The organism is Isosphaeraceae bacterium EP7, assembly GCA_038400315.1.
GTDB lineage: Bacteria > Planctomycetota > Planctomycetia > Isosphaerales > Isosphaeraceae > EP7.
The window spans coordinates 1-18,402 of sequence record CP151669.1 but is presented as its reverse complement, the minus strand read 5'-3'; the positions used below and the strand labels follow the sequence as shown (position 1 = coordinate 18,402).

General features: G+C 66.7%; 22 protein-coding genes and 2 pseudogenes. 16 read left to right on the top strand and 8 right to left on the bottom strand.

Annotated elements, in window-relative coordinates; genetic code table 11:
* Positions 1–36 precede the first annotated feature (36 nt).
* Together EP7_RS28060 and EP7_RS28055 are read left to right on the top strand one after the other, a co-directional pair.
* A complete protein-coding gene (locus tag EP7_RS28060) occupies positions 37–3,057 on the top strand; it encodes a hypothetical protein (RefSeq protein WP_463528584.1) in 3,021 nt (1,006 codons plus the stop codon).
* 1,015 nt (positions 3,058–4,072) lie between these two features.
* Positions 4,073–5,434, top strand: coding sequence for a right-handed parallel beta-helix repeat-containing protein (locus EP7_RS28055; RefSeq protein WP_463528583.1), 1,362 nt, complete (start codon positions 4,073–4,075; stop codon positions 5,432–5,434).
* A 405-nt stretch (positions 5,435–5,839) separates the two neighbouring features.
* Here EP7_RS28055 and EP7_RS28050 read toward each other — a convergent pair whose 3' ends face one another.
* From EP7_RS28050 to EP7_RS28040, 3 genes are all read right to left on the bottom strand, one after another.
* Complete coding sequence (locus EP7_RS28050) at positions 5,840–5,983, bottom strand: hypothetical protein (RefSeq protein WP_463528582.1); 144 nt, start codon at positions 5,981–5,983, stop codon at positions 5,840–5,842.
* 13 nt (positions 5,984–5,996) lie between these two features.
* Positions 5,997–6,233, bottom strand: coding sequence for a hypothetical protein (locus EP7_RS28045; protein ID WP_463528581.1), 237 nt, complete (start codon positions 6,231–6,233; stop codon positions 5,997–5,999).
* 294 nt (positions 6,234–6,527) lie between these two features.
* On the bottom strand, positions 6,528–6,893 hold the full coding sequence (locus tag EP7_RS28040) for a hypothetical protein (RefSeq protein ID WP_463528580.1): 366 nt from the start codon (positions 6,891–6,893) through the stop codon (positions 6,528–6,530).
* Between the two features lie 551 nt (positions 6,894–7,444).
* Here EP7_RS28040 and EP7_RS28035 point away from each other — a divergent pair.
* From EP7_RS28035 to EP7_RS27985, 11 genes are all read left to right on the top strand, one after another.
* A complete protein-coding gene (locus EP7_RS28035) occupies positions 7,445–7,651 on the top strand; it encodes a hypothetical protein (RefSeq protein WP_463528579.1) in 207 nt (68 codons plus the stop codon).
* A 184-nt stretch (positions 7,652–7,835) separates the two neighbouring features.
* Positions 7,836–8,012 (top strand): hypothetical protein, encoded by a 177-nt coding sequence (locus EP7_RS28030; RefSeq protein WP_463528578.1) that lies wholly within the window; start codon positions 7,836–7,838, stop codon positions 8,010–8,012.
* A complete protein-coding gene (locus tag EP7_RS28025; protein ID WP_463528577.1) occupies positions 8,009–8,275 on the top strand; it encodes a hypothetical protein in 267 nt (88 codons plus the stop codon). The genes EP7_RS28030 and EP7_RS28025 overlap by 4 nt, the downstream gene beginning before the upstream one ends.
* Positions 8,276–8,311: 36 nt before the next feature.
* Positions 8,312–8,536, top strand: coding sequence for a hypothetical protein (locus tag EP7_RS28020; protein WP_463528576.1), 225 nt, complete (start codon positions 8,312–8,314; stop codon positions 8,534–8,536).
* A gap of 67 nt (positions 8,537–8,603) precedes the next feature.
* Complete coding sequence (locus EP7_RS28015; protein ID WP_463528575.1) at positions 8,604–8,993, top strand: hypothetical protein; 390 nt, start codon at positions 8,604–8,606, stop codon at positions 8,991–8,993.
* Between the two features lie 44 nt (positions 8,994–9,037).
* Positions 9,038–9,307: a hypothetical protein gene (locus tag EP7_RS28010; protein WP_463528574.1), complete on the top strand. Its 270-nt coding sequence runs from the start codon at positions 9,038–9,040 to the stop codon at positions 9,305–9,307.
* Positions 9,298–9,600, top strand: a complete 303-nt coding sequence (locus tag EP7_RS28005; protein WP_463528573.1) for a hypothetical protein — start codon at positions 9,298–9,300, stop codon at positions 9,598–9,600. The genes EP7_RS28010 and EP7_RS28005 overlap by 10 nt, the downstream gene beginning before the upstream one ends.
* A gap of 121 nt (positions 9,601–9,721) precedes the next feature.
* Entirely contained in the window at positions 9,722–9,994 is a 273-nt protein-coding gene (locus tag EP7_RS28000) for a hypothetical protein (protein WP_463528572.1), read from the top strand.
* A gap of 71 nt (positions 9,995–10,065) precedes the next feature.
* Positions 10,066–10,566, top strand: coding sequence for a hypothetical protein (locus EP7_RS27995; protein ID WP_463528571.1), 501 nt, complete (start codon positions 10,066–10,068; stop codon positions 10,564–10,566).
* Between the two features lie 31 nt (positions 10,567–10,597).
* Positions 10,598–10,795, top strand: coding sequence for a hypothetical protein (locus EP7_RS27990; RefSeq protein ID WP_463528570.1), 198 nt, complete (start codon positions 10,598–10,600; stop codon positions 10,793–10,795).
* 92 nt (positions 10,796–10,887) lie between these two features.
* The gene (locus EP7_RS27985; RefSeq protein ID WP_463528569.1) at positions 10,888–11,205 is read left to right on the top strand and encodes a hypothetical protein; all 318 of its coding nucleotides are present in this window, start codon (positions 10,888–10,890) and stop codon (positions 11,203–11,205) included.
* A gap of 591 nt (positions 11,206–11,796) precedes the next feature.
* Here EP7_RS27985 and EP7_RS27980 read toward each other — a convergent pair.
* Positions 11,797–13,098, bottom strand: a complete 1,302-nt coding sequence (locus EP7_RS27980; protein WP_463528568.1) for a TolB family protein — start codon at positions 13,096–13,098, stop codon at positions 11,797–11,799.
* 182 nt (positions 13,099–13,280) lie between these two features.
* Entirely contained in the window at positions 13,281–13,436 is a 156-nt protein-coding gene (locus EP7_RS27975) for a hypothetical protein (RefSeq protein ID WP_463528567.1), read from the bottom strand.
* 406 nt (positions 13,437–13,842) lie between these two features.
* Between EP7_RS27975 and EP7_RS27970 the strand changes: the two are divergent.
* Together EP7_RS27970 and EP7_RS27965 are read left to right on the top strand one after the other, a co-directional pair.
* Positions 13,843–14,250 (top strand): annotated as a pseudogene (locus tag EP7_RS27970) (helix-turn-helix domain-containing protein); the annotation flags it as partial.
* Between the two features lie 139 nt (positions 14,251–14,389).
* The gene (locus tag EP7_RS27965; RefSeq protein WP_463528594.1) at positions 14,390–14,995 is read left to right on the top strand and encodes a transposase; all 606 of its coding nucleotides are present in this window, start codon (positions 14,390–14,392) and stop codon (positions 14,993–14,995) included.
* Positions 14,996–15,100: 105 nt separating this feature from the next.
* Here EP7_RS27965 and EP7_RS27960 read toward each other — a convergent pair.
* Positions 15,101–15,595 (bottom strand): annotated as a pseudogene (locus EP7_RS27960) (polysaccharide biosynthesis/export family protein); the annotation flags it as partial.
* Positions 15,596–15,997: 402 nt separating this feature from the next.
* On the opposite strand from EP7_RS27960, the gene EP7_RS27955 reads away from it, so the two are divergent.
* The gene (locus tag EP7_RS27955; protein ID WP_463528566.1) at positions 15,998–16,567 is read left to right on the top strand and encodes a hypothetical protein; all 570 of its coding nucleotides are present in this window, start codon (positions 15,998–16,000) and stop codon (positions 16,565–16,567) included.
* A 90-nt stretch (positions 16,568–16,657) separates the two neighbouring features.
* Here EP7_RS27955 and EP7_RS27950 read toward each other — a convergent pair whose 3' ends face one another.
* Together EP7_RS27950 and EP7_RS27945 are read right to left on the bottom strand one after the other, a co-directional pair.
* Positions 16,658–17,581 (bottom strand): ParB/RepB/Spo0J family partition protein, encoded by a 924-nt coding sequence (locus EP7_RS27950; RefSeq protein WP_463528565.1) that lies wholly within the window; start codon positions 17,579–17,581, stop codon positions 16,658–16,660.
* Positions 17,581–18,402, bottom strand: a complete 822-nt coding sequence (locus EP7_RS27945; protein WP_463528564.1) for a ParA family protein — start codon at positions 18,400–18,402, stop codon at positions 17,581–17,583. Before EP7_RS27945 ends, EP7_RS27950 begins: the two co-directional genes overlap by 1 nt.

The following is an 18,402-nucleotide window of genomic DNA, read 5'->3' as shown; positions in this document are numbered from 1 at the left end:
TTCCGGCCGGAGGTCCTCGGACTTGAACGGCGGACGATGATGGCGAGCGGCCTCGCGGCCGCATCCGCGCAGGCCGCCCGGGCGGCCGATCGGATCGCGACGTCCGTGATCATGGGCGAAGTGACGACCTTCCTCGCCGGACAGCCACTCCCCGCCCCGCTCCTCGCCCGACTCGACCGAGGGATCGACCGGGGGAGCCTGACCCGAGAAGGCGCGCTCCAACGCATCCTGCGGACACCCCAGGTCCAGACAGGGCTCGTCCGGAGACTCACGGAGGATCTGCTGAACCGCGAGCCGACGACGGCCGAGTCGCGGGCGCTGGTCGGGGGGATGCAGACACGCGGCGCGGACGTACCCTGGGCCCTCCTCCAGGTCATGACCAGGCCGGAGTACTTCGACGCCCAGGGCGCCACCAACACCGGCTTCGTCCGGGCGGCGACGATGGAGCTGCTCAACCGGCCAGCGTCGTCGGACGAACTGGCCCGGGCCGTCCCCGCCCTGGACCGCGGCGCCCCGGCGCGTGCGGGGTTCCTGCGGACCCTGATCGGCGGGCGCGAGTTCCACCTGGCCCGCACGCTGGACGCCTTCCAGCAGTTCGCCGGGACGTCGGGCACTCCCCAGCAGCAGGCGTCCGCCCTCGAGGCATTCCGCGGGCCTCTCGGCTACACGAGGATGTTCGCCCGAGTCCTGGGCTCGGCCGCCACCTCGACAGGGCTCGTCCCGACCCTGGCCCAGAATCCCGGGCTGAGCGTCAAGCGGGTCCCCGGCTTCCTCGCGGGATGGACGGTCCCCAATCTGGCCGCCCCCTACAACGTCGCGAATCAATCGGACCGTAAGATCGACAACGGGACCGTCGATTACTGGGCGATCACGCTCAACCAACTCGATGCGGTGCTCCTGACCATCGTCCCGACGGATAACCAGCCCGACACGGGCTTCGCCGTCCGGATCTGGGGTCCCGACGGCAAGGAGATCGGGGCGGCAGTCGCGGGTGCGCAGTTCTCCTACGTCGCCGCGACCACCGGCACCTACACCCTGGGCATCTCGACGAAAGACGACGGCGTCTATGCGTTCAATCCGAATGGCGCGCAGAAGACCCCCTCCGGCCCGTCGGCCCGCACCTTCACGGCCGAGTTCCAGACCTATCCTGGGGCGAACACGGACACGGTGAACCTCCTCCTCAAGTACCAGAACCCGGCCTATACGGACAACAACTGGCCCGTCTGGACGGCCGCCCAGAGCCAGGCGTACCAGACCCTCACGACCATCGCATCGGCCGGCGCAAATGCGAATTCCCCCGGGCTCGTGAACTTCACCGACTTCCGCCAGATCGGCGACATCACCGACCCCAAGATCATCGGCAACTGGCTCACTACGACCTGGAACCCGTTCCAGGTGATCATGGACGATCTCAACAATCCGCAGATCGCCAGCATCAGCTATCAGTACGTCTTCAACGCCTACTCGCCCCAGGACTGGACGACGATCGTCGACGCGTTCATCCACAACCCTGAAATCCATGACGCCTACGTCTCGGTCGACACCCGCCTGGCCCGGGCCAACGACGCGCGATCGGACATCTACAACGACTACCTCCTCAGGTTCCAGGCGTGGTCCACATCAAACGAGGTCTTCCTCGGGCAAGACCCCACGATCATCGCCCAGCTGATGACAACCGGACTGACGGATATACCGCTGCCAACGCCGGTCAATCAGAACTCCTGGATCGAGCGGCTGCTCGCCGGCCTTGTCGCCGTGGGCGCGAGTTTCGCGGGTGCGGTCGGGACCCCCGCCGCGGGCCTGGCCGTCGCGGCGGCCGGGAATCTGATCGTCAACAGTATCGACGCCTGGCTCGACGGCGATTTCGGGAATCCGAAGCCTCCGCCGCCCCCGCCGTCCCGCCTAGAGATCCTCGGTGCGGCCATCGACATGCAGAACACGGCGTTGAACGCGTACAAGAACACCTTCGATCTCCTCACCAATCAAGGCTTCCTGAAGTCGGTGTTCAGCAACTTCGGCCTGCTCGAGGCCATGGGAACCATCCAGTTCACTTCCTCGGCGAACGACCAAGCCACCGCGGCCGCGGTGGTGAGGCAGAACTATGATCGGTCGATCTGGGAGCAGCTCTTGCCACGGGCGTTCTCGTGGAAGCTCATCGCCCCCACCGACAACGGGCCGAACGACACGCTCCCCAACTTCACCTTCTTCATCCCCTCCGGCGAAAAGGTGCAATGGGAGACGCCGAACAGCGCCCTGCCCATTGCCGACGGATCCAGCGGCCCGACCTGGAGCTATTATCCCACGAACAGTCAATATTCGTTCGCATCGCCGGGTGGCCAGGCGATTGCCGACGCCAAGGCCCAGATCGTGGCCCTCCAGAGCGAGACGCCGCAGTTCTCCTTTCCTGGCTATGACTTCACCCCCAGCTACAACAGCGACAACAAGGACTGGTTCGGTCCGGGGGCCGTCTCCGCACCGCAGGAGCTCACGGGGCGATTGGGCCGTTTCTATACCATCTCGACGAATTCGCACCTGTCGGAGACCCTCTACCGCCACACCCTCTACGGCGTGAACGGCTTCTATCAAAGCTGGTACACATGGGCCGACCTCGATGGCGTCACGATCCACCAGTGGGCCCTGGAGACCCCCGACGGCAAGGGCGGCTACCAGGAATTATCCCATGATGCCGCCGCGGCCCTCTTCGGCACCGGCGCCCTGGTAACGGCCAGCCCCGATCCCGTCGACTACAAGGGCGGCGGCTCCTACTTCGACTTCAAGATCCCCGGGCAGGGGCTCGCGACCCGGTTCGAGGTCTTCACCCAGTGGGGCAAGGATACGCCGGGCTTTGCACCAGGTTCGTTGCAGCCGGCCGCTATCCTCCAAGGCGGCAACATGCACGTGGGCTTGAATCCGTTCAACGGTTACTCGCAAGATTTCGATAACAGTTATGTCACCACCTACAAACTCACGTACGGTGCGAATCGCCTGAGGAGCGTGCGGAGGCCGTCGGAGGTGCCGGGTCCCGGAGCCGTACCGACCCCGCCGAGGCGAGTCTGAAGGTCGGCCGCCGGGCGGAGTCGCTCGTAGCATCCTCGGATGCGAGCGGCTCCCGATGGCGGGGTGGCACGCTCACGAAGCCGGCAGCACGTCCGGGATCGTCGTCGCCGGTGACCTCGAGCCGTTCAGGAGAACCGGTTCAGTCCGCTTGCCAGCACTTCCATCCCTCACGCGGACAAGGAGCCCGGACGTCAAGGTTGCAACGGGCTTGGCCGAGGGCCGTGAGCTGACAGTCTGGACAAGGGTCGTGAGCTGACAGTGTTGTTCCTGGACGGGGTCCCATGGCTCCTCGACCTGTGGCGTCGTCGGCCTCTCCAGGAAGTGGGCCTTTGCGTCCAGGAATTGCGACCGAGCCGTTCAAGATGTGGTCCGATACTCGCTTGCCGCAGAGTGGGAGGCGGACCGCCGCGAGTTCGAGCGGCAGCACCGCGAGCTCGAATCGAAGTCTCCCGGGAGCCTCGCCGGCTACCGACTCCCGGCCGATCCGGAGACGCTTCGTGTGCTGGCGGCCTACTACGCGGCGTTGAGGTCGCGAGACCGGCGCTCGGTGCGGCCCGGTGCTCGGCCTGAATCTCGGCCGGTCGAGGATCGACGGCGGGAGGCTCGAGTCCCGAAATGCTGGCCCGGCGTAGGGGGACGATCCGACGCTCTCCTGGGTCCGATAATGGCCGCTATGGTGCCAAAGTTACGATGGAGCGATTGAATCGATTGTGGGGCATACCCGCCACGCCCTTATTGGGAGGGTCCGACGGGGTCGACACGGACTGCGCGAACCTCCGCAGGCACACGCACGAAATGGACTAGGTCTTGATTGGTTCGCCCCATGTTCGTCCGCGCTATCGCCGTATCTGCAAGGCGGCCGTCGCGAGCAGGCCAAGACCTTCCTTACCCTGCGGGCCACAGACATACTGGGGCCGATGAACCTGCTTCACCAGGCGTTCTCCCGACATCCGGCCGGCAGGCATACCGCCGCGAGAGTCCACCGTGACGGGCGGGCACCCCCAGGAGACCCTCCATGACCACGAATCCTTCATCGGCCCTGCTCCGGCAGATTGGCAGGATTGCCCTCGCCTTGGCTGTGGCCTCGACGAACAGCATCGCAGACGACCTCGCGCCGAAGGCGGAAGAGCGTCAGCTCCCGCATGCCATGCACTCCGAGATGAGCGAGCGGCCGAGCGTCAAGGTTGGACGGGCGGGGTCCGACATCGTCGGGTCCGACAACCGGGCCCTACAGGCGGCAGTCGATTACGTGGCCGGCTTGGGCGGCGGGGTCGTCGAGATCGGCGAGGGCGAGTATCTGATGCGTGATTCGCTCCACCTCCGCTCGGGCGTCACAGTCCGCGGCATCAAGGGCAAGTCCGTCCTGCGCAAGGCCGATGCGGCCGTCTCAGCTTTGGCCATCGACGGAGACTTCGGCGAGCAGCAGGTCACGCTCACGGAGCCTGAGGGCTTCACCCCGGGCACCGGCCTGGCCATCTGGGATGACAACGCGGGGGGCTTCCACACCACCGTGGCAAGGATCATCGGGCGGCGCGGTCAGACGGTCGCGTTCGACGCGCCGCTGATGGCCGACTGCATGGTCTCCGCCCACGCGAAAGCGGCCACCGTCTTCCCGGTCATCAGTGGCTCGGACATCCGTGGCGCACGCGTCGAGGATCTGATCATCGAGGGGAACAAGGCAGCCAATCCTCATTTGAACGGCTGCCGTGGTGCGGGGATCTACCTCAATCGTGGCTTTGGCACGGCCATCCGAGGCTGCGTCGTGCGGGGCTACAACGGTGACGGGATTAGCTTCCAGCAGTCGAATGACGTGGAGGTGATCGACTGCATCAGCGAGGGTAACGCCGAGCTCGGGCTTCACCCGGGCAGCGGATCGCAACGAGCCGTGGTGAGTGGCTGCACCGCGCGGGAGAACGGCACCGATGGCCTGTTCCTCTGCTGGCGCGTTCGCCACGGGGTCTTCGAAGAGAACCGCCTGGAGGGCAACGGCCGGTTCGGTATCTCGATCGGTCACAAGGACTCCGACAACTTGCTGCGAGGTAACCGCATCACTGGCAACGGCTCGAATGGCGTTTTCTTCCGTGACGAGACGGCGGGGATGTCGCCGCACCGCAATCGATTAGAGCACAACGTCATCGAGGACAACGGCCGGGAACCCGGCACGGCCGGGATCCGGGTCCGCGGCGAGCCATCAGGCCTGGTCTTCGAGGGCAACGAGATCCGGGACACTCGCCGCGGCCCGGGTCAGACGCAGACGGTGGGCATCCAAGTTGAGGGCCGTGTCGGCCCGGTGGAGGTCGGGTCGAACCGGATCGAAGCGAGCACCGTCGTCGACGACCGACGTCGGGACGCGCCGGAGCCTGGGTCTCCGCATTGACGGTGCGGCTCGTGTCGGCGATCCGTCCAGAGTCGAGGGCCGTCGTGTCCCGGCGGCCCGGACTCGTCGCCGCGGGCCTTGTGTCGCTCGGCCGCGAGCCGGCCGTGCGTTTCCTCGGCGGGACATCGTCATGATTACCTCTCGAACGGCCGCGGCATACGGAGCGAGAGGACGAACAAATCCTGCCCGATCATGTTCGCGATGCCGGCCTGCTGGGCCGTACCGGTGAGGCCCATCACGCCGGCCACCACGTCCGTCGCGGCCCGGTGCTGGACGGCCGACACCCCGGGCGGGGTGCGGTGGCAGGACTCGATTGCGAACTCGTCCGCCCGGTGCCGATCCTCTGGACGATGCGGGCGGCCCAGCGAGCGACGTGCTCGTACTGGGCCGGACCCAGGACCCTCATTACCGGGCCGAGGCCCTGCGCAATCTGCTTGGCCAGGTCGGCAGGTGATCGGGGATCGCCCCAAGGGGGTAAACAGTGGCGACCCCCTTCCCGTCGGCGGGCGAGGTCGTGGCGGTGTGAGGCATGTGCTGGATCTCGTTCATCTGTCCCTCCGGTTCAGTGGCACTCGACGCCGTCCAGCGGAGGCAGTTCCCGCCTGGCTCGCTCCACTAACTGACGGCCGGCGTTGGTCGTGTAGGCCAATTGGCCATGGCCCGCCGGGCCGAAGATCGTCGCGATCGCGGCCGCGGTCCTCAGGGCCTCCAGCTTCCGCAGGGCCGGCCCGTCGCCTACCAGGAATACCAGCAGGTACGCGACCAGTCCCTCGCCCTCGGCGATCAGGTCGCGAACCATCCCCTCGTCCCGGCCCGCCGACCGCCGCCGCCATGCCGACGTCGAGATCGGGCGCGGCCTCGAACGCCAGGTCGCCGAGGAAGTCGACCCGGCTCCTGCCCTCGGCATCCAGGATGTCGATCACCGCGGAGGCGAGGGCCCTCGCCCTGCCCACCTGGGCGGCCCGCTCGGGCGTCAGGTCGGCCAGCTGGGCGGCCAGCAGCGCGTCCAGGGCCTCGCGGTCGAAGTCCTGCCGCAGGCCCTCCACCACGTCCCGCAGCTCCTGCCCGGTCATCGACGCAAAGTCGGGGTGGCTCACCGGTCGGCCTCCCGGAACAGTCGCGGGTGCGAGTCCCGCGTCACTCCGATCCTCTCCAGGAAGGCATGCCCGTCGGGGTCGAAGGGGTTGCCGTCGATGTCCAGGCTGCTGCCGGCCAGCTCGTGCTCGATGGCCAGGCCGGTCGTCTGGGCCAGCCACCGCTCGAACGACCCAGGCCGGATCCACGACTCGGACCGCTCCCGCACGATCGCGGCGGCCGCGTTGGGCGCCACTCCCCCGATGGCGACCTGAGACCGCAGCCAGAATCGCTTGGAGCGGTAGGCGCCCAGGCGTCTGGCCAGGATGGCGGCGTGGTAGGACGACTCGAGGCCCAGGTCGGCCACGCGGATCGGCTCGCTCATGACGGATCCTTTATGGGCCAAAGGTCACCGTTCTGGGGGAGGCTCTTTGAACCCGATAGCTTTGGCGTACTGACTCATCGCGATGCCGACTAGCGCATTGAGCGAGACCGGGACGCCCAGCTTCTCGGCTGCGTGAGCCCGCAGGCGATCGGCCCACCCTTTCCACTCAGGTCTGGCCCGCACAGCGATCGCGATTGGCCTCGGCCCCTCGGACGCTCCCGAGGGTTCAGGGCTGCTTTTACGTGCCAATGCAGGAGCCTCGCATGTCACGAGAAATGCCCCCCGATAGTGGTTTAACCGCGATGACGCGGATATAGCGTGACGCTATCAACCAGTATTGCGTCACGCTATCGGAAGGCAACGGGTTGTGGAATCGGCAGGCGCCGAATTTCGACGCGACTCCGCCCCGAAAGAAAATCGCGAAACGCTAGCGTGACGCTACTTTGCAATTGTCCTGAGCGAACGTCACCCGGGACTAAAACAGAAGGCCCCGACCGGCTGTCACCGATCGAGGCCCGAATGGCAGAAGGCTTTCTTGGAGCCCCCTACCGATGATCACTTTCGCCCCCGCCCTCGCCTCAGTCAAGCCCGCCGCCCGCGTCCTGTTCTACTCGGCCGAGTTCTACAACTACGCCCTGGACTTCGGCACCGACCTCCAGCCGCCCCGCATGACGCTCGTCGAGGAGCTGGCCCACTGGGACAGCCAGGACCTGGCCGACTTCGCCGCCGGCCGGCTTGATCACCGCGGCCGAGCTTGAAGCCCGGCTGGAGGCCGAGGACGAGATGCGGCTGCTGAGCCAGTGCCCGGCCGAGGTCCACGAGGAATCGCTCTATCGTTTCGAGGCCTGAGGCCATCCCGCCAGCCCCGGGGGACGAACCCCGGGGCCCGTGCAACCCACCCCGTGCACAGCCCGGATGGCCTCACACCAAGGACGATTCGCCATGACCACGACCGCAACGATGCTGGACGCCCCCCTGTCGGAGACGACCCACCCGCTGGCCGTCGAGATCGTCCGCAAGGCCTGCCGCAACTTCACTTCCTCGCGGGAGTTCCACGACAAGATCTACGACATCATCGCGAGAGTCAGCCCCTACGAGAGTTCGATCGCTGGCCCTTGATGATCGGCGGCCTGGAACAGATCGACATCGGGGCCGAGCGGGCTTGCCTCGAGGCCCTGCTGGGGCTGCGGCCCGCCGATGACACGATGGACGCCAAGCTCGTCGACCGCGGCAACCTGGGCATCGTGGTCGACGGCAAGCTGTACGCCCTGGTCTACGACCGCGACGAGTCGGAGGAGATCGTCCACGAAAGCTCGCGTCCGACGCCCGGCGAGAAGTACAGCCGGGGGGTCTACAAGGTAGCGGTCGTGCCGCTGGACTAGGTGCTCGAGTTGGAGCCCGACCACTCCGAGCCCCCGGTGCCGACCGCCCCGCCCTCGACCACCTTCAGCGTCGGGGTATTGGGCTGGCGGGTGGCGTATGAGCCGGACTTCGTCGCCTTCATCTCGGCCAAGCCCCCGCTGGCGGGCGTCACCTGCCTTCCGGAGCCCGGCGGCGGTGCGTTCATCTTCACGCGGCTCGACGCATCGGCCGGCCAGCAGCCCGACCCCCTGAACGACCTGACCCGGGCCTATTCCTCCTGATCGCAGGGCCCGAGGGGCCAGACGCCGACCCCCGCCCAACCCATCTCGCACGCACAGGAAGTCCGCCATGACCATGCCGCTGACCATCGCCCGGCCGACCCGCCCCTCGCGCATCGCCCGGCCCGCCGTCCGGCTCCTCTCCCGCCTCAGGGACCACGGACGGCCCGCTACCAGCTTCCAGCCCGCCACCGGCGGCATCTACCGCCTCGAGTTCGAGGGGGTGCAGGACGAGCCGATCGCCACCTTCATGGTGGCCTACGTGGACAGCGAGGGGTACGCGTTCATGCACCGCGCCTACTTCGGCCGCGGCCTGGCGTCCTCGGACCTCGTGACCCACGTCGAGCACACGCTGCCGACGCCCGACGAGGGGTACGTGCATGCCGAGGTCTACGAGAACGGCAGGCTCGTCGCCACCGTGTTCCAGTTCCTCGACTGCCCCGTCGAGGTCTGGGAGTGAGCCGTGCACAGCCAGACCCATCAACCTCGAAGGGAGCCCGCCCCATGTTCCTGGCCACGCCGCGGCTGACGCTCAACGTCGGCTTCATCAGCACCCTGGAGATGGACCGCGACCGCTTCGGCGACGTGCCGAGGTCGATCACGTTCCGGATGAACAACGGGTCGCCGCACCACTTCGACGGCAAGGAGGCCGAGCAGGTCTACCGGGCGGTCACGGCCCTGGCCAACGACGGCGAGACGAACAAGTTCAGCAAATTTAAGATGCTGCAGGTGCCCGGATTCCCCCACAAGGAGACGACCCCGCCATGTTCCTGACCATCGAGAGGTCGAACGGCTGGATCCGCACTGTGAACCTGGCCCACGTGGGGGAGTGGGCCTATAAGCCAGCGGGGGCCCATGGCCCCTCCTGCCTGAAGTTCGAGGACCCCCGTGGCGAGGAAACGCATGCCTTCGAGGGCTCTAAGGCCGACGCGATCCACGCCACGCTGACGGAGATGTTGGCCTCAGGCAAGGTGGCGAGTTTTCGCTGCAAGCCGCCGCAGCGATCCGCCCGCTCCTCGCTGGACACTGATAGTCGGCCCGGGTTCAATACGTGCTCAGAAACCTGAGGCGAGGTTTACCCCCAGCGAGCGGACCGGTGGCCCGTCGACCCTTGGTCGCGAGTTCCACCCGCCGGCCGTGGTCAAGCCTGGTCCCCGCGACCGACGGCACGAGGCGTATCGGCAATCCATGAATCCAACTCCCTCGCCCGGGGGGTCAAACTCCCGGGCCGCCATCTTCAGCGGCCTCATCGTCGCATTCCTCGGTTGGTGCCTTCTCCATTACCTCGACGGCCTGGAGGATGGCACACGCGATCCGAGGAGCGTGCCGCTGATCTTCGACGTCCTGTACCGGATCGGCGGGAAGTGGTTCGCGTCGATAGCCGTGATGAGCGTCGGCGGATTCGTCGCCCTGGCTGGCCTGATCCATCTACTGAGGGGCGACGTCGGCGAGGAAGATTAGCACGTGCCCTCCCCCCACGACTTCGCCGGGAGCCCGCGGACGGCGGCACTTTTCAGGAGGAGGACAGAACGATGTCACCGCGTGATGCATCTCGACAGGCGGAGTGTCTCTTGTGCGGGGAGCCCACCCGACTGCCGACGACCTTCTATTTGTGCGCCACGAACTCGAAGAGCGATTCGAAGAAGATCGTCTACAGGCGCATCTACGTCCAACTGGAAGGCTGCCGGGATTGCTGTCGCAGGCTGGCCCGGATCGAACTCGCGACGAACGTTGGCTTGGGTGCAATTCTCCTGGGCGGGGCGGGCGCCGCGCTCTTGTACCAGTTCAGCCCCGAATGGGCCCCTGCCCTCGCCGCGCCCGCCTGCCTCGGGATCGCCTCTATTGGCCTTTTCACGACCATCGTCAGCGCGCTCGTCCAGACCCGAACTCGCACCAGGAATCCGGAGCTTGAGCGTGCGGCCCGGGGCATCGCCAAGCGACTCGACCTGGGCGGTAAGGCCCACGTACACCCGAGCGCCAATCTGCCGAAAGATGTCAAGCCGGTCCGTCTCGAACAGCTCGACATGGCCTGATCGGATTCATCGGTCCACGGCGAAGCTTGAGATGACCCCCATCAACCCCCCCCGTCCCAAGCCAGCCGGAGAGCGGAAGGCCAAGGGGCGGCCGCGGGTGTTCGGGCTGAGCCCGAAGCTTTTGAAGCAAGGGCCGGCGATGCGGGCCTGGGTCATGCGGAACTATGTGGTGGAAACGTCCGAGAGTGCCCAGAATGATCCCGGACCACCGGCCTCATTCCGCACCTGAATTGCCCGAGCCCGGACTCGCCGGGCCGTGGGCCGAAGGCCGGATGTCCTGCCCACATCCAATTCGCACAGGAACGAGCAAGTATCACGGATATGAGAGCATTCCTTTTCGCGCTCGCTGGCTCACTGATCGGCGGCTCGTGCGGCCTGGCGTGCTTCCTCGCCCTGCTATCCGGCCAGGGCGCTCTACCAGACAATGGCGACGGCGGGGTTGCGACGTTGATCATCCTGGGCGTCATTGCCGCCGGGTTCGCGGCGTCGGGCGGTCTGGTCGGCTGCCTGGCCGGACTCCTGATCGGGCTATTCACCGCCGGCCGCGAGGACAGCCACGCGGGGCCTCCATTCCGGCTGCCGGAGGAAGGGAAGAAGCCCCCGCCGCGGGGGATCTGGGACGAGTATTTCGACTCCTGAGCACGCCGATAGCCCCCGCCTCGACAGCGAGAGTCGGCCTGCCCGGCCTCGGCCTCGCACGACTTCCGCGATGACATCTTGGTAAGATGCCGGGTGAGTGGCCGGCGGGAAACCGCCGCGGCCGCCCGCGAAGCATCGGGGATCGCGGAAATATTATGGAATATTTATTTCTAAAATATACAATTCCTTTTATATTAATGATTTCGAGTCCATTCGTCTTGTTGTTGTTCTACTTCACGCTCAGAGAGTGGGGGGTTTTCGTTTCAATCTCCATTGCATTGGCGGCAATTTTGACGCCTGTTGCGGCCGGACTCGTATTCTTCCTGTGTGCTGTTGCCATTACGTCGATCGTCAGGGATCGAGATGGACCGAGCACGCCCGAGACGATTGGCCTGCGGGCCCTGGCTGTCAAGGTAGCGTGCCCTGGACCCGGTCGTCGAATGCCTTGGAGACGGCCGTGTCTTCGGCTGATCTCCAAAAGGTTATTGCCGCCTCCTGCCCCTGCCCTGCCATTGATTCTGCGGCCGGAGAAAGCAGTCCGGCAATTAACCCACCATCGATCCCTTTGCGAAGCTCAGCCGGCCTGGCGGGTCAGGGATTCGACGCCATCGGCGGGCGATCGGCGGCATAGAGGAGATAACGGCCGTCGGGCGAGAAAGTCAGCCCGCCGAGGCGATCGTCAAAGCCCCGGCCTTCGAGGCGGACGGGTTGGTCGGGGTGGGCCGGATCGATGGCGATGAGCGTCCGCTTGCCTTCCTCAACCCCGACGAAGTAGCAGCGTCGTTTGTCCCGATGATAGACGGGCGAGAACGGCTTGAGGTCGAGCGAGGCGTTACGCTTCCAGAGGACTTCGACGACTTTCGATTGGCGCGGCTGGCGGACATCGAGCAGAGCGATTGACTCGGCCCCGTCCTGGGCCCGGATTGAAGCCACGACGGTTCCCGAATCGACCCAGCTCGGCCAGGAGAAGATTTCGTGGCCGGGGACAGCCATGACCCCGCTCGTCACGTCTTCGAGCCGGAACATGGTGTTCGTGGAAGGCTGGCCGAAACCCTTGATGAGGAACCCCTGGCCGGTAGGTGACCAGTTCGGTGCGCCGAACTCGGTGGTCAACTGGCGACGTTCAGAGCCATCGCCCCACATGATCCAGACTCCGGGCTGCGGGTTGCCTTCCGCCCCGGGGTTGATCAGGAATGCGACCTGCTCGCCGTCCGGCGAGAAGCTGGGGCAATTGCCCGGGCCGAGGTCGGCGATCGTCGGTCGCCCGTCGCGGACCTCGAGCGTCTTGATCCGGGCGCGCTGGAGCTCCGTGGAGATCGTGGCGTCGAACGCGATCCGTCGGCCATCACGCGACCACCTGGGAGATCCACAGCTATCAAAGCCGGGGCTTGGCCGGTCGGCAATGAGCATCGCCTTGCCACTGGCCAGGTCCATCAGATAGAGCTGGGTGCCGTTGCTATCGTTGGGGGTCCGCGTCACGGGATAACGTCCGAGGGCCTCGACAAGCCGATCGACGGCTCGGGACGAACCGTCTTTCATCGCACCAAGAAGCTGTTCTGCGGCCTCCTTGCCGACGTCCTGATTCTGGCCGGCGGGCTGGTCCTGAATGCCGGCCCGGATCGCCTCCAACTGCCCCTCGGTGGTCCGCAGGGCCTCCTGCAGTCGGGCATTCTCCCGCATCGCTTCCTTCACGTCGGCCTGGATCTTATCCAGGGTCCGGGGCAGGTCCGGTGATCCCCCCTTCAACGGCACCTGCACGGCGGCGACATCGGACGGACCTGCACCTCCAAGACCTCCGGACTGCCCGAACGTGTCGAGGCTGACCAGCGACAGCCCGAAGGCCAGCATCGTGACGGCCAGGATTTTGACTTTGCTCAGCGTCATTCCGATCATCACTTTCTCGGCGAGGATAGTGGCGGGTCGGAGGCGAAGAGAGCCTGGGCCGACGGCAACCGGGTGTCGCTCAAGCACACTCGAAACAATTGTCCCCGCCGAGTCAGTTGTCAATGAGGCAAGTCCCACGGCCCGGACGCTGCGACGATCATTCGGCGGCTGGGCATCAGGTCGTCAGACGGTCAGGCCGCATCTTGCCTCTTTCCCCGGAGCATCTCCAGGGCTTGCAACAACGCCGCCTCGACTTCAGAAGAGGCGAGCCCCTTGCGGAATTCGACCATGACCTTGCCATGCGGGACCCGCATGGAATTCACGACGGGCTTGGATGGATTGCTCACCCTGCCCTTCGGGCCCTTGGCCGCGGCCTTACGCCGTCGGACCTCGGCCACCGTCGCGGCATGATCCAGCCCATCGACGACGAGTTTCTCGGCGACTTCGCGCTGGGACTAGGCGTCCGGTATTTTCGGCTACTGCTACCCTAGAGCCAGACGGCCGCACCCCTTGAAGGATCGTTCGCCGCTCATGGCTTTGTCGGAGTGGGATCCAGACTCGGGGCTCGCGAGGCTTCCATGAGTTTGATGATGCGGTCGAGGCTACGCTCCATGGACTGCAGGCGACGCTCGATCGACGCGGACTCCGGAGTCTCGACCGGCCGATCGGACTTCGGGTCGCGCGAGACGACTAAGTGGTTCATCCGGCAGGTGATTTGCAGGTGGATGGAGGTATCTCCCAGGAGACCTCGCCATGGCCGCCCGCGTCCTTCTCCGCCCGATGACGTCCGAGGAGCAGCAGGCCATCGCCGAGTTGCTCCACTCGCGCACCGCCCCGGTCCGCCTGGTCGAGCGAGCCCGCATCGTCCAGGAGGCCGCCTACGGCCGATCGGCCCCCACCATCGCTGCGGCCCTCGGCTGCTCGCGGCCGACCGTCTATGCTTGGATCCGTCGCTTCAGCGAGCTGGGCATGGCCGGCCTCCAGGAGCGGCCCCGCGCCGGCCGACCGCCGACCTATACCGTCGACCAGCGGGCCGAGGTCCTGGCCGTCGCGCTGACCGCCCCCCAGGACCTGGGCCTGCCCTTCGGCTGCTGGACGCTCGACCGCCTGGAGGCCTACCTCAACGAGCAGAAGGACATCGCCATCAAGCGGAGTCGGATCGACGAGATCCTCGCGGAGGAGGGCCTCCGCTGGCGCAAGCAGGAGACGTGGTTCGGCGAGCGGGTGGACCCCGAATTCGCCGAAAAAAGGGGGCCATCGAGCGACTCTACCGCGAGCCTCCGGCGGATTCGGCGGTCGTCTGCCTCGACGAAATGGGGCCGGAGAGCGCCAAAAGCTTCCCGGGACAGAACCCCCTGCGAACCAAGCCCGAGACGACGGCCGAGGGCAGCCGCCAGCCCGCCGGCCGCGCTCGGCAGGAGGCCGACTACGGCCGCCGCGGCAAGGGTTACGTCTTCGGCGCTTCCGACCCGCCACTGGCGAAGCCTTCACCCGCCCCTACGACAGCCGCTCGACCCGCAACTGGGTCGAGTTCCTCGGCCAGGTCGAGGCGTGGGTCCCGGCGGACGCCGAACGGGTCTACGCCATCCTCGACAACCTGAGCGCCCACCGCGCCACCGACGTGCTGCTGTTCAGCCTGGCCCATCCCCGCTGGGAGTTCGTCTTCCAGCCAGTCTCCGCGGCGTACCTGAACCTGATCGAGCCGTGGTGGAAGGTGCTGAGAAGCCTGGCGTTGAAGGGCCGCCGGTTCGAGACTTGGGAGGAGATCTGCCAGGCGGTCGAACGAGCGACAGCGTACTGGAACGCGCATCGTCACCCCTTCGTCTGGGGCCGTCGTCGTCGCCATCAACCACGCCGAACGCCGGGAATCGCCGCCGTACCGGGTGTCAGGACACTTGCCGGATGAGCCACTTAGGAAGTCGCCGGGAATCAGGAGATAGTTCGTGGCCGTGTCTCCCCTCTTGGTGATTGCGTCCAGGTCCACCGGCAGCACCTGCGGGCCGCTGGCCCCGGTCGGGGACGGCCTGGCCAGCCGGATGGCGCGCGGAACGGAGGATGCAGTCAGTCCGCCGGCGAAGATGATCGCGTCGAGCACCCTGTCGTTGCCGGTGACGGGCAGCCTGCCCGGGGTGACGACATCCCCCAGGACGTAGTAGTGCTTGCTGTTGTATGCCGCGACGTCCACGATGACGGTGTCCGGGTCGGCCGGATCGACAGCGACTTTCTCCCCCGTCTCCTCGTCCTCATGCACGAGGCCGAGGTACTCGTCGGTGATGAACTTTCGCAATTGGAGGACGATCTTCTCCTTCGCCTCGCGCAGCGTCAGGTCGTCCACGGAGACCTGGCCGTAGTAGCCGAGGGAGATCGTGCCGTCGGGCCGGACGAGCGTCTCGCCGGTGATCGGCTTGTTCGGAAGGGCCTGCACGACTTCGACGATGAGCAGGTCGGGGGGACCCACGCGGTATTCAGCCCTCGTGGCCTTGGCCGGACCGGGCGTCTTCGCCACATCGCTGGGCGCGATGACGAGATGATCCCCCGCCGTCCCGGGTGGGGACTGGGCATCCGAGCCGGTGGCCCCCGCAGCCAGGAAGATCAGCACGACTCAGATCGATCGCAGCCGATGATCCCTGATCATGAGCTTCAGCACCTCTCGAGTGAGTTCGCCTCTACCCTCGAAACCAGGGCAAAGTGCGCACCGCGGCCTGCCGACGACTCGACGGGACGATCAAAAACACCGACATGGCCGCCGCTGACGTCTCGGCGGAGAGTGACACACCGATCCTACCGCAGCCCTCCGGCCTCGTCGCGTTCGACAAGCTTGGGGATGTTAACCAGGCCAGCGACCGGCTAGGGTCTGGAATCATTTGGTGTCCGCCTAAAATTGCTGGCCACCAAGGGGATAGGTGAGATGAGAACCGGTCCTGATCTAGTGGCTGGGACGATCGTCTTCCGGGGGCGGCTCGACGAGTCGGATGCGGTCGACCTCTGGAGGGGCAGGGCCCGCATCGAGGTGAGATGGCAAATTCGATGGCTTGCCCTCGGGCTCCTGGGCTTCATCACGCTCCTGACGATCGCGGCCTCGGCCGTCTGGCTCTTCCGCCGGCCGCCCGACCTCCCCCCTCCCCTCATCCCGGCAGCGATGATGATCGCCATCTGGGCCTATCTGGCCTTCGGCCTGCCCGCCGCTGTGGACCGGCGGGCCAGGAGGTATTACAGGGCCACGATCGACAACAACCTCGAGACCGAGGTGCGGATCTCCGAGGACCGGATCGACTGCAAGAGCGAGATCCTGGAGATGTCGCTCGGCTGGGGCCTGGTCAAGCTCGTCGTCGACGCCCCGGTCGGGATCATCCTCTGCAATGCGGCGAACAACCTCATCGTCTGGCTGCCGTCTCGGCTGCTCGGCGACCCCGGGGCCCGGGAGGGCGTGCTGAGGCACGCACAGATCCACGGGATACCGATCCGCCGGCTAGGGTGAGCCGCCGAGCTAATTCGCGCCTTGGAACCCGGCGGTGTACCGTCCACCGCCAAGCTCAGAACGCCCCTCGTTGTACCGTACACCAGCGACTCAGGCCGCCGCCTCCTGCCCGTCGAACATTGCAAGGGCCGAGCGGAGGGCGGAGGCGATCGAGGCGGAATCGAGGCCCTTGCGCAATTCGATCGTGATCTTGCCCTCCGCCACCCGAACCGTCTTGACGACCGGCTTGCGTGGCCTGGCCGCGGCCCCCCTGCCCTGCGACTTGCGGGCGGTCGCCTGGCGGACAGCCTCCCTCGTCTCCATGCGGTTGAGCCCGCCGGCCACGACCGCCGCGGCAACCTCGGCCTGGGCCTCGGGATCGCCCTCGAGCTTCGACACCTCGTAGGCGGAGGTCGCCGACAGCTCGCCCCGCTCGACCCGATCCTGGACTTCGGTCGGGAGGTCGAGCAGCGAGAGCGACCGGAGGACCAGCGTGTGGTCGAGCGCCAGTTCCCGGGCGAGCTGGCGGACCGACCACTCGTTGGCCGTCATGAGGGCCCGGTAGGCCTTGGCCTGCTCGACGGGCTGGAGGTCCTCCCTCAGCATGTTCTCGACGAGCTGCATGGCCAGCAGGTCGGCCGACGACACCGGCCCGTCCGCGATTACGCAGGTCATGGTCGGAAGCTCCGCCAGCATGGACGCCCTCCAGCGACGCTCGCCGCATACGATCAGGTAGACGCCGGACGGCTCGTCCCACCGCACCCGGATCGGCTGGATCTGGCCCCGAGTCTTCAGCGAGTCGGCCAACCGGGCGATGGCCTCGTCGTCGAACACCTCGCGAGGCTGATTGGGATCGGGCCGGATTCGGGACGTCTCGATCTCGGCCGCGTTTTTGGACCGCTTCACGCCCTGCTGGTCGGCGGCAACCGGCCGGGGTCCCGCCGCCGGTGAACCGTACACCGGGGCGCCGTGGCGGCCGGTCGAGTCCGCGACGTTGCCGCCGATCGCCTTCCTGAGTTCGTCGATGCCGGCCATCACGCAGCCCCTTTCTTGAGAGACGCAGACTGGGCGACCTCGAGCCTCGCCAGCAGCTCGTCCGCCACGGCCGCCACGGCCTTCGCCGCGGCCGACCTGGGCTTGGCCTGCGCGACCGTCTGCCGCTTGGCGATCGCCTCGGGATAGTCGAGCGAACGGGGCACAACCGCGTCGAAGACGGCCGCGCCGTACTCGGCCCTGAGCGACTCCTGGTAGATCCGGTGGACGGAGCTTCGCAGGACCGCCATCGTCACCAGGTAGCCGAGGATCCGCAGCCCGGGGTTGGGCCCCGCGACGACCAGGTCGACGGCCACCAACGCGTCGGCCAGGGCCTGCGCCCCGTAGTCCTCCGGCTGGGTCGGGACGATGAGGAAGTCGCTGGCGATCATCGCGGCCCATGAGCAGCCGAAGCGGGTCGGGGGGCAGTCGACCAGCACCAGGTCGTAAGGCTCGCGGGCCTCGTCCAGGAAGTCGCGGATGCAGTTCTGGACGTCGGCCGGCGCGTCCTGCGGGCGTGGGACGTTGTAGTCCTCGGCCGCGAGCGAGCCGGGCAGGAGGTCGACGCCCTCCAGGCCGGTCGGGTGGATGACGGCCGAGGGGAAGGGGCGGTCGCCGGCATACAGCGACGCGATGGTCGACGACGGGTCGAGCTGCCTCGTCGCGACCCGTCCCCAGAAGCCCTGCGTCAGCGAACTCTGGGGATCGTTATCGACCAGCAGCACGCGGCGGCCGAGCTTCGACAGGGCCCCCGCGAGGTGATGGCAGGTAGACGTCTTGCCGACGCCCCCCTTCATGTTGACGGACGTGATGACGACGGACAC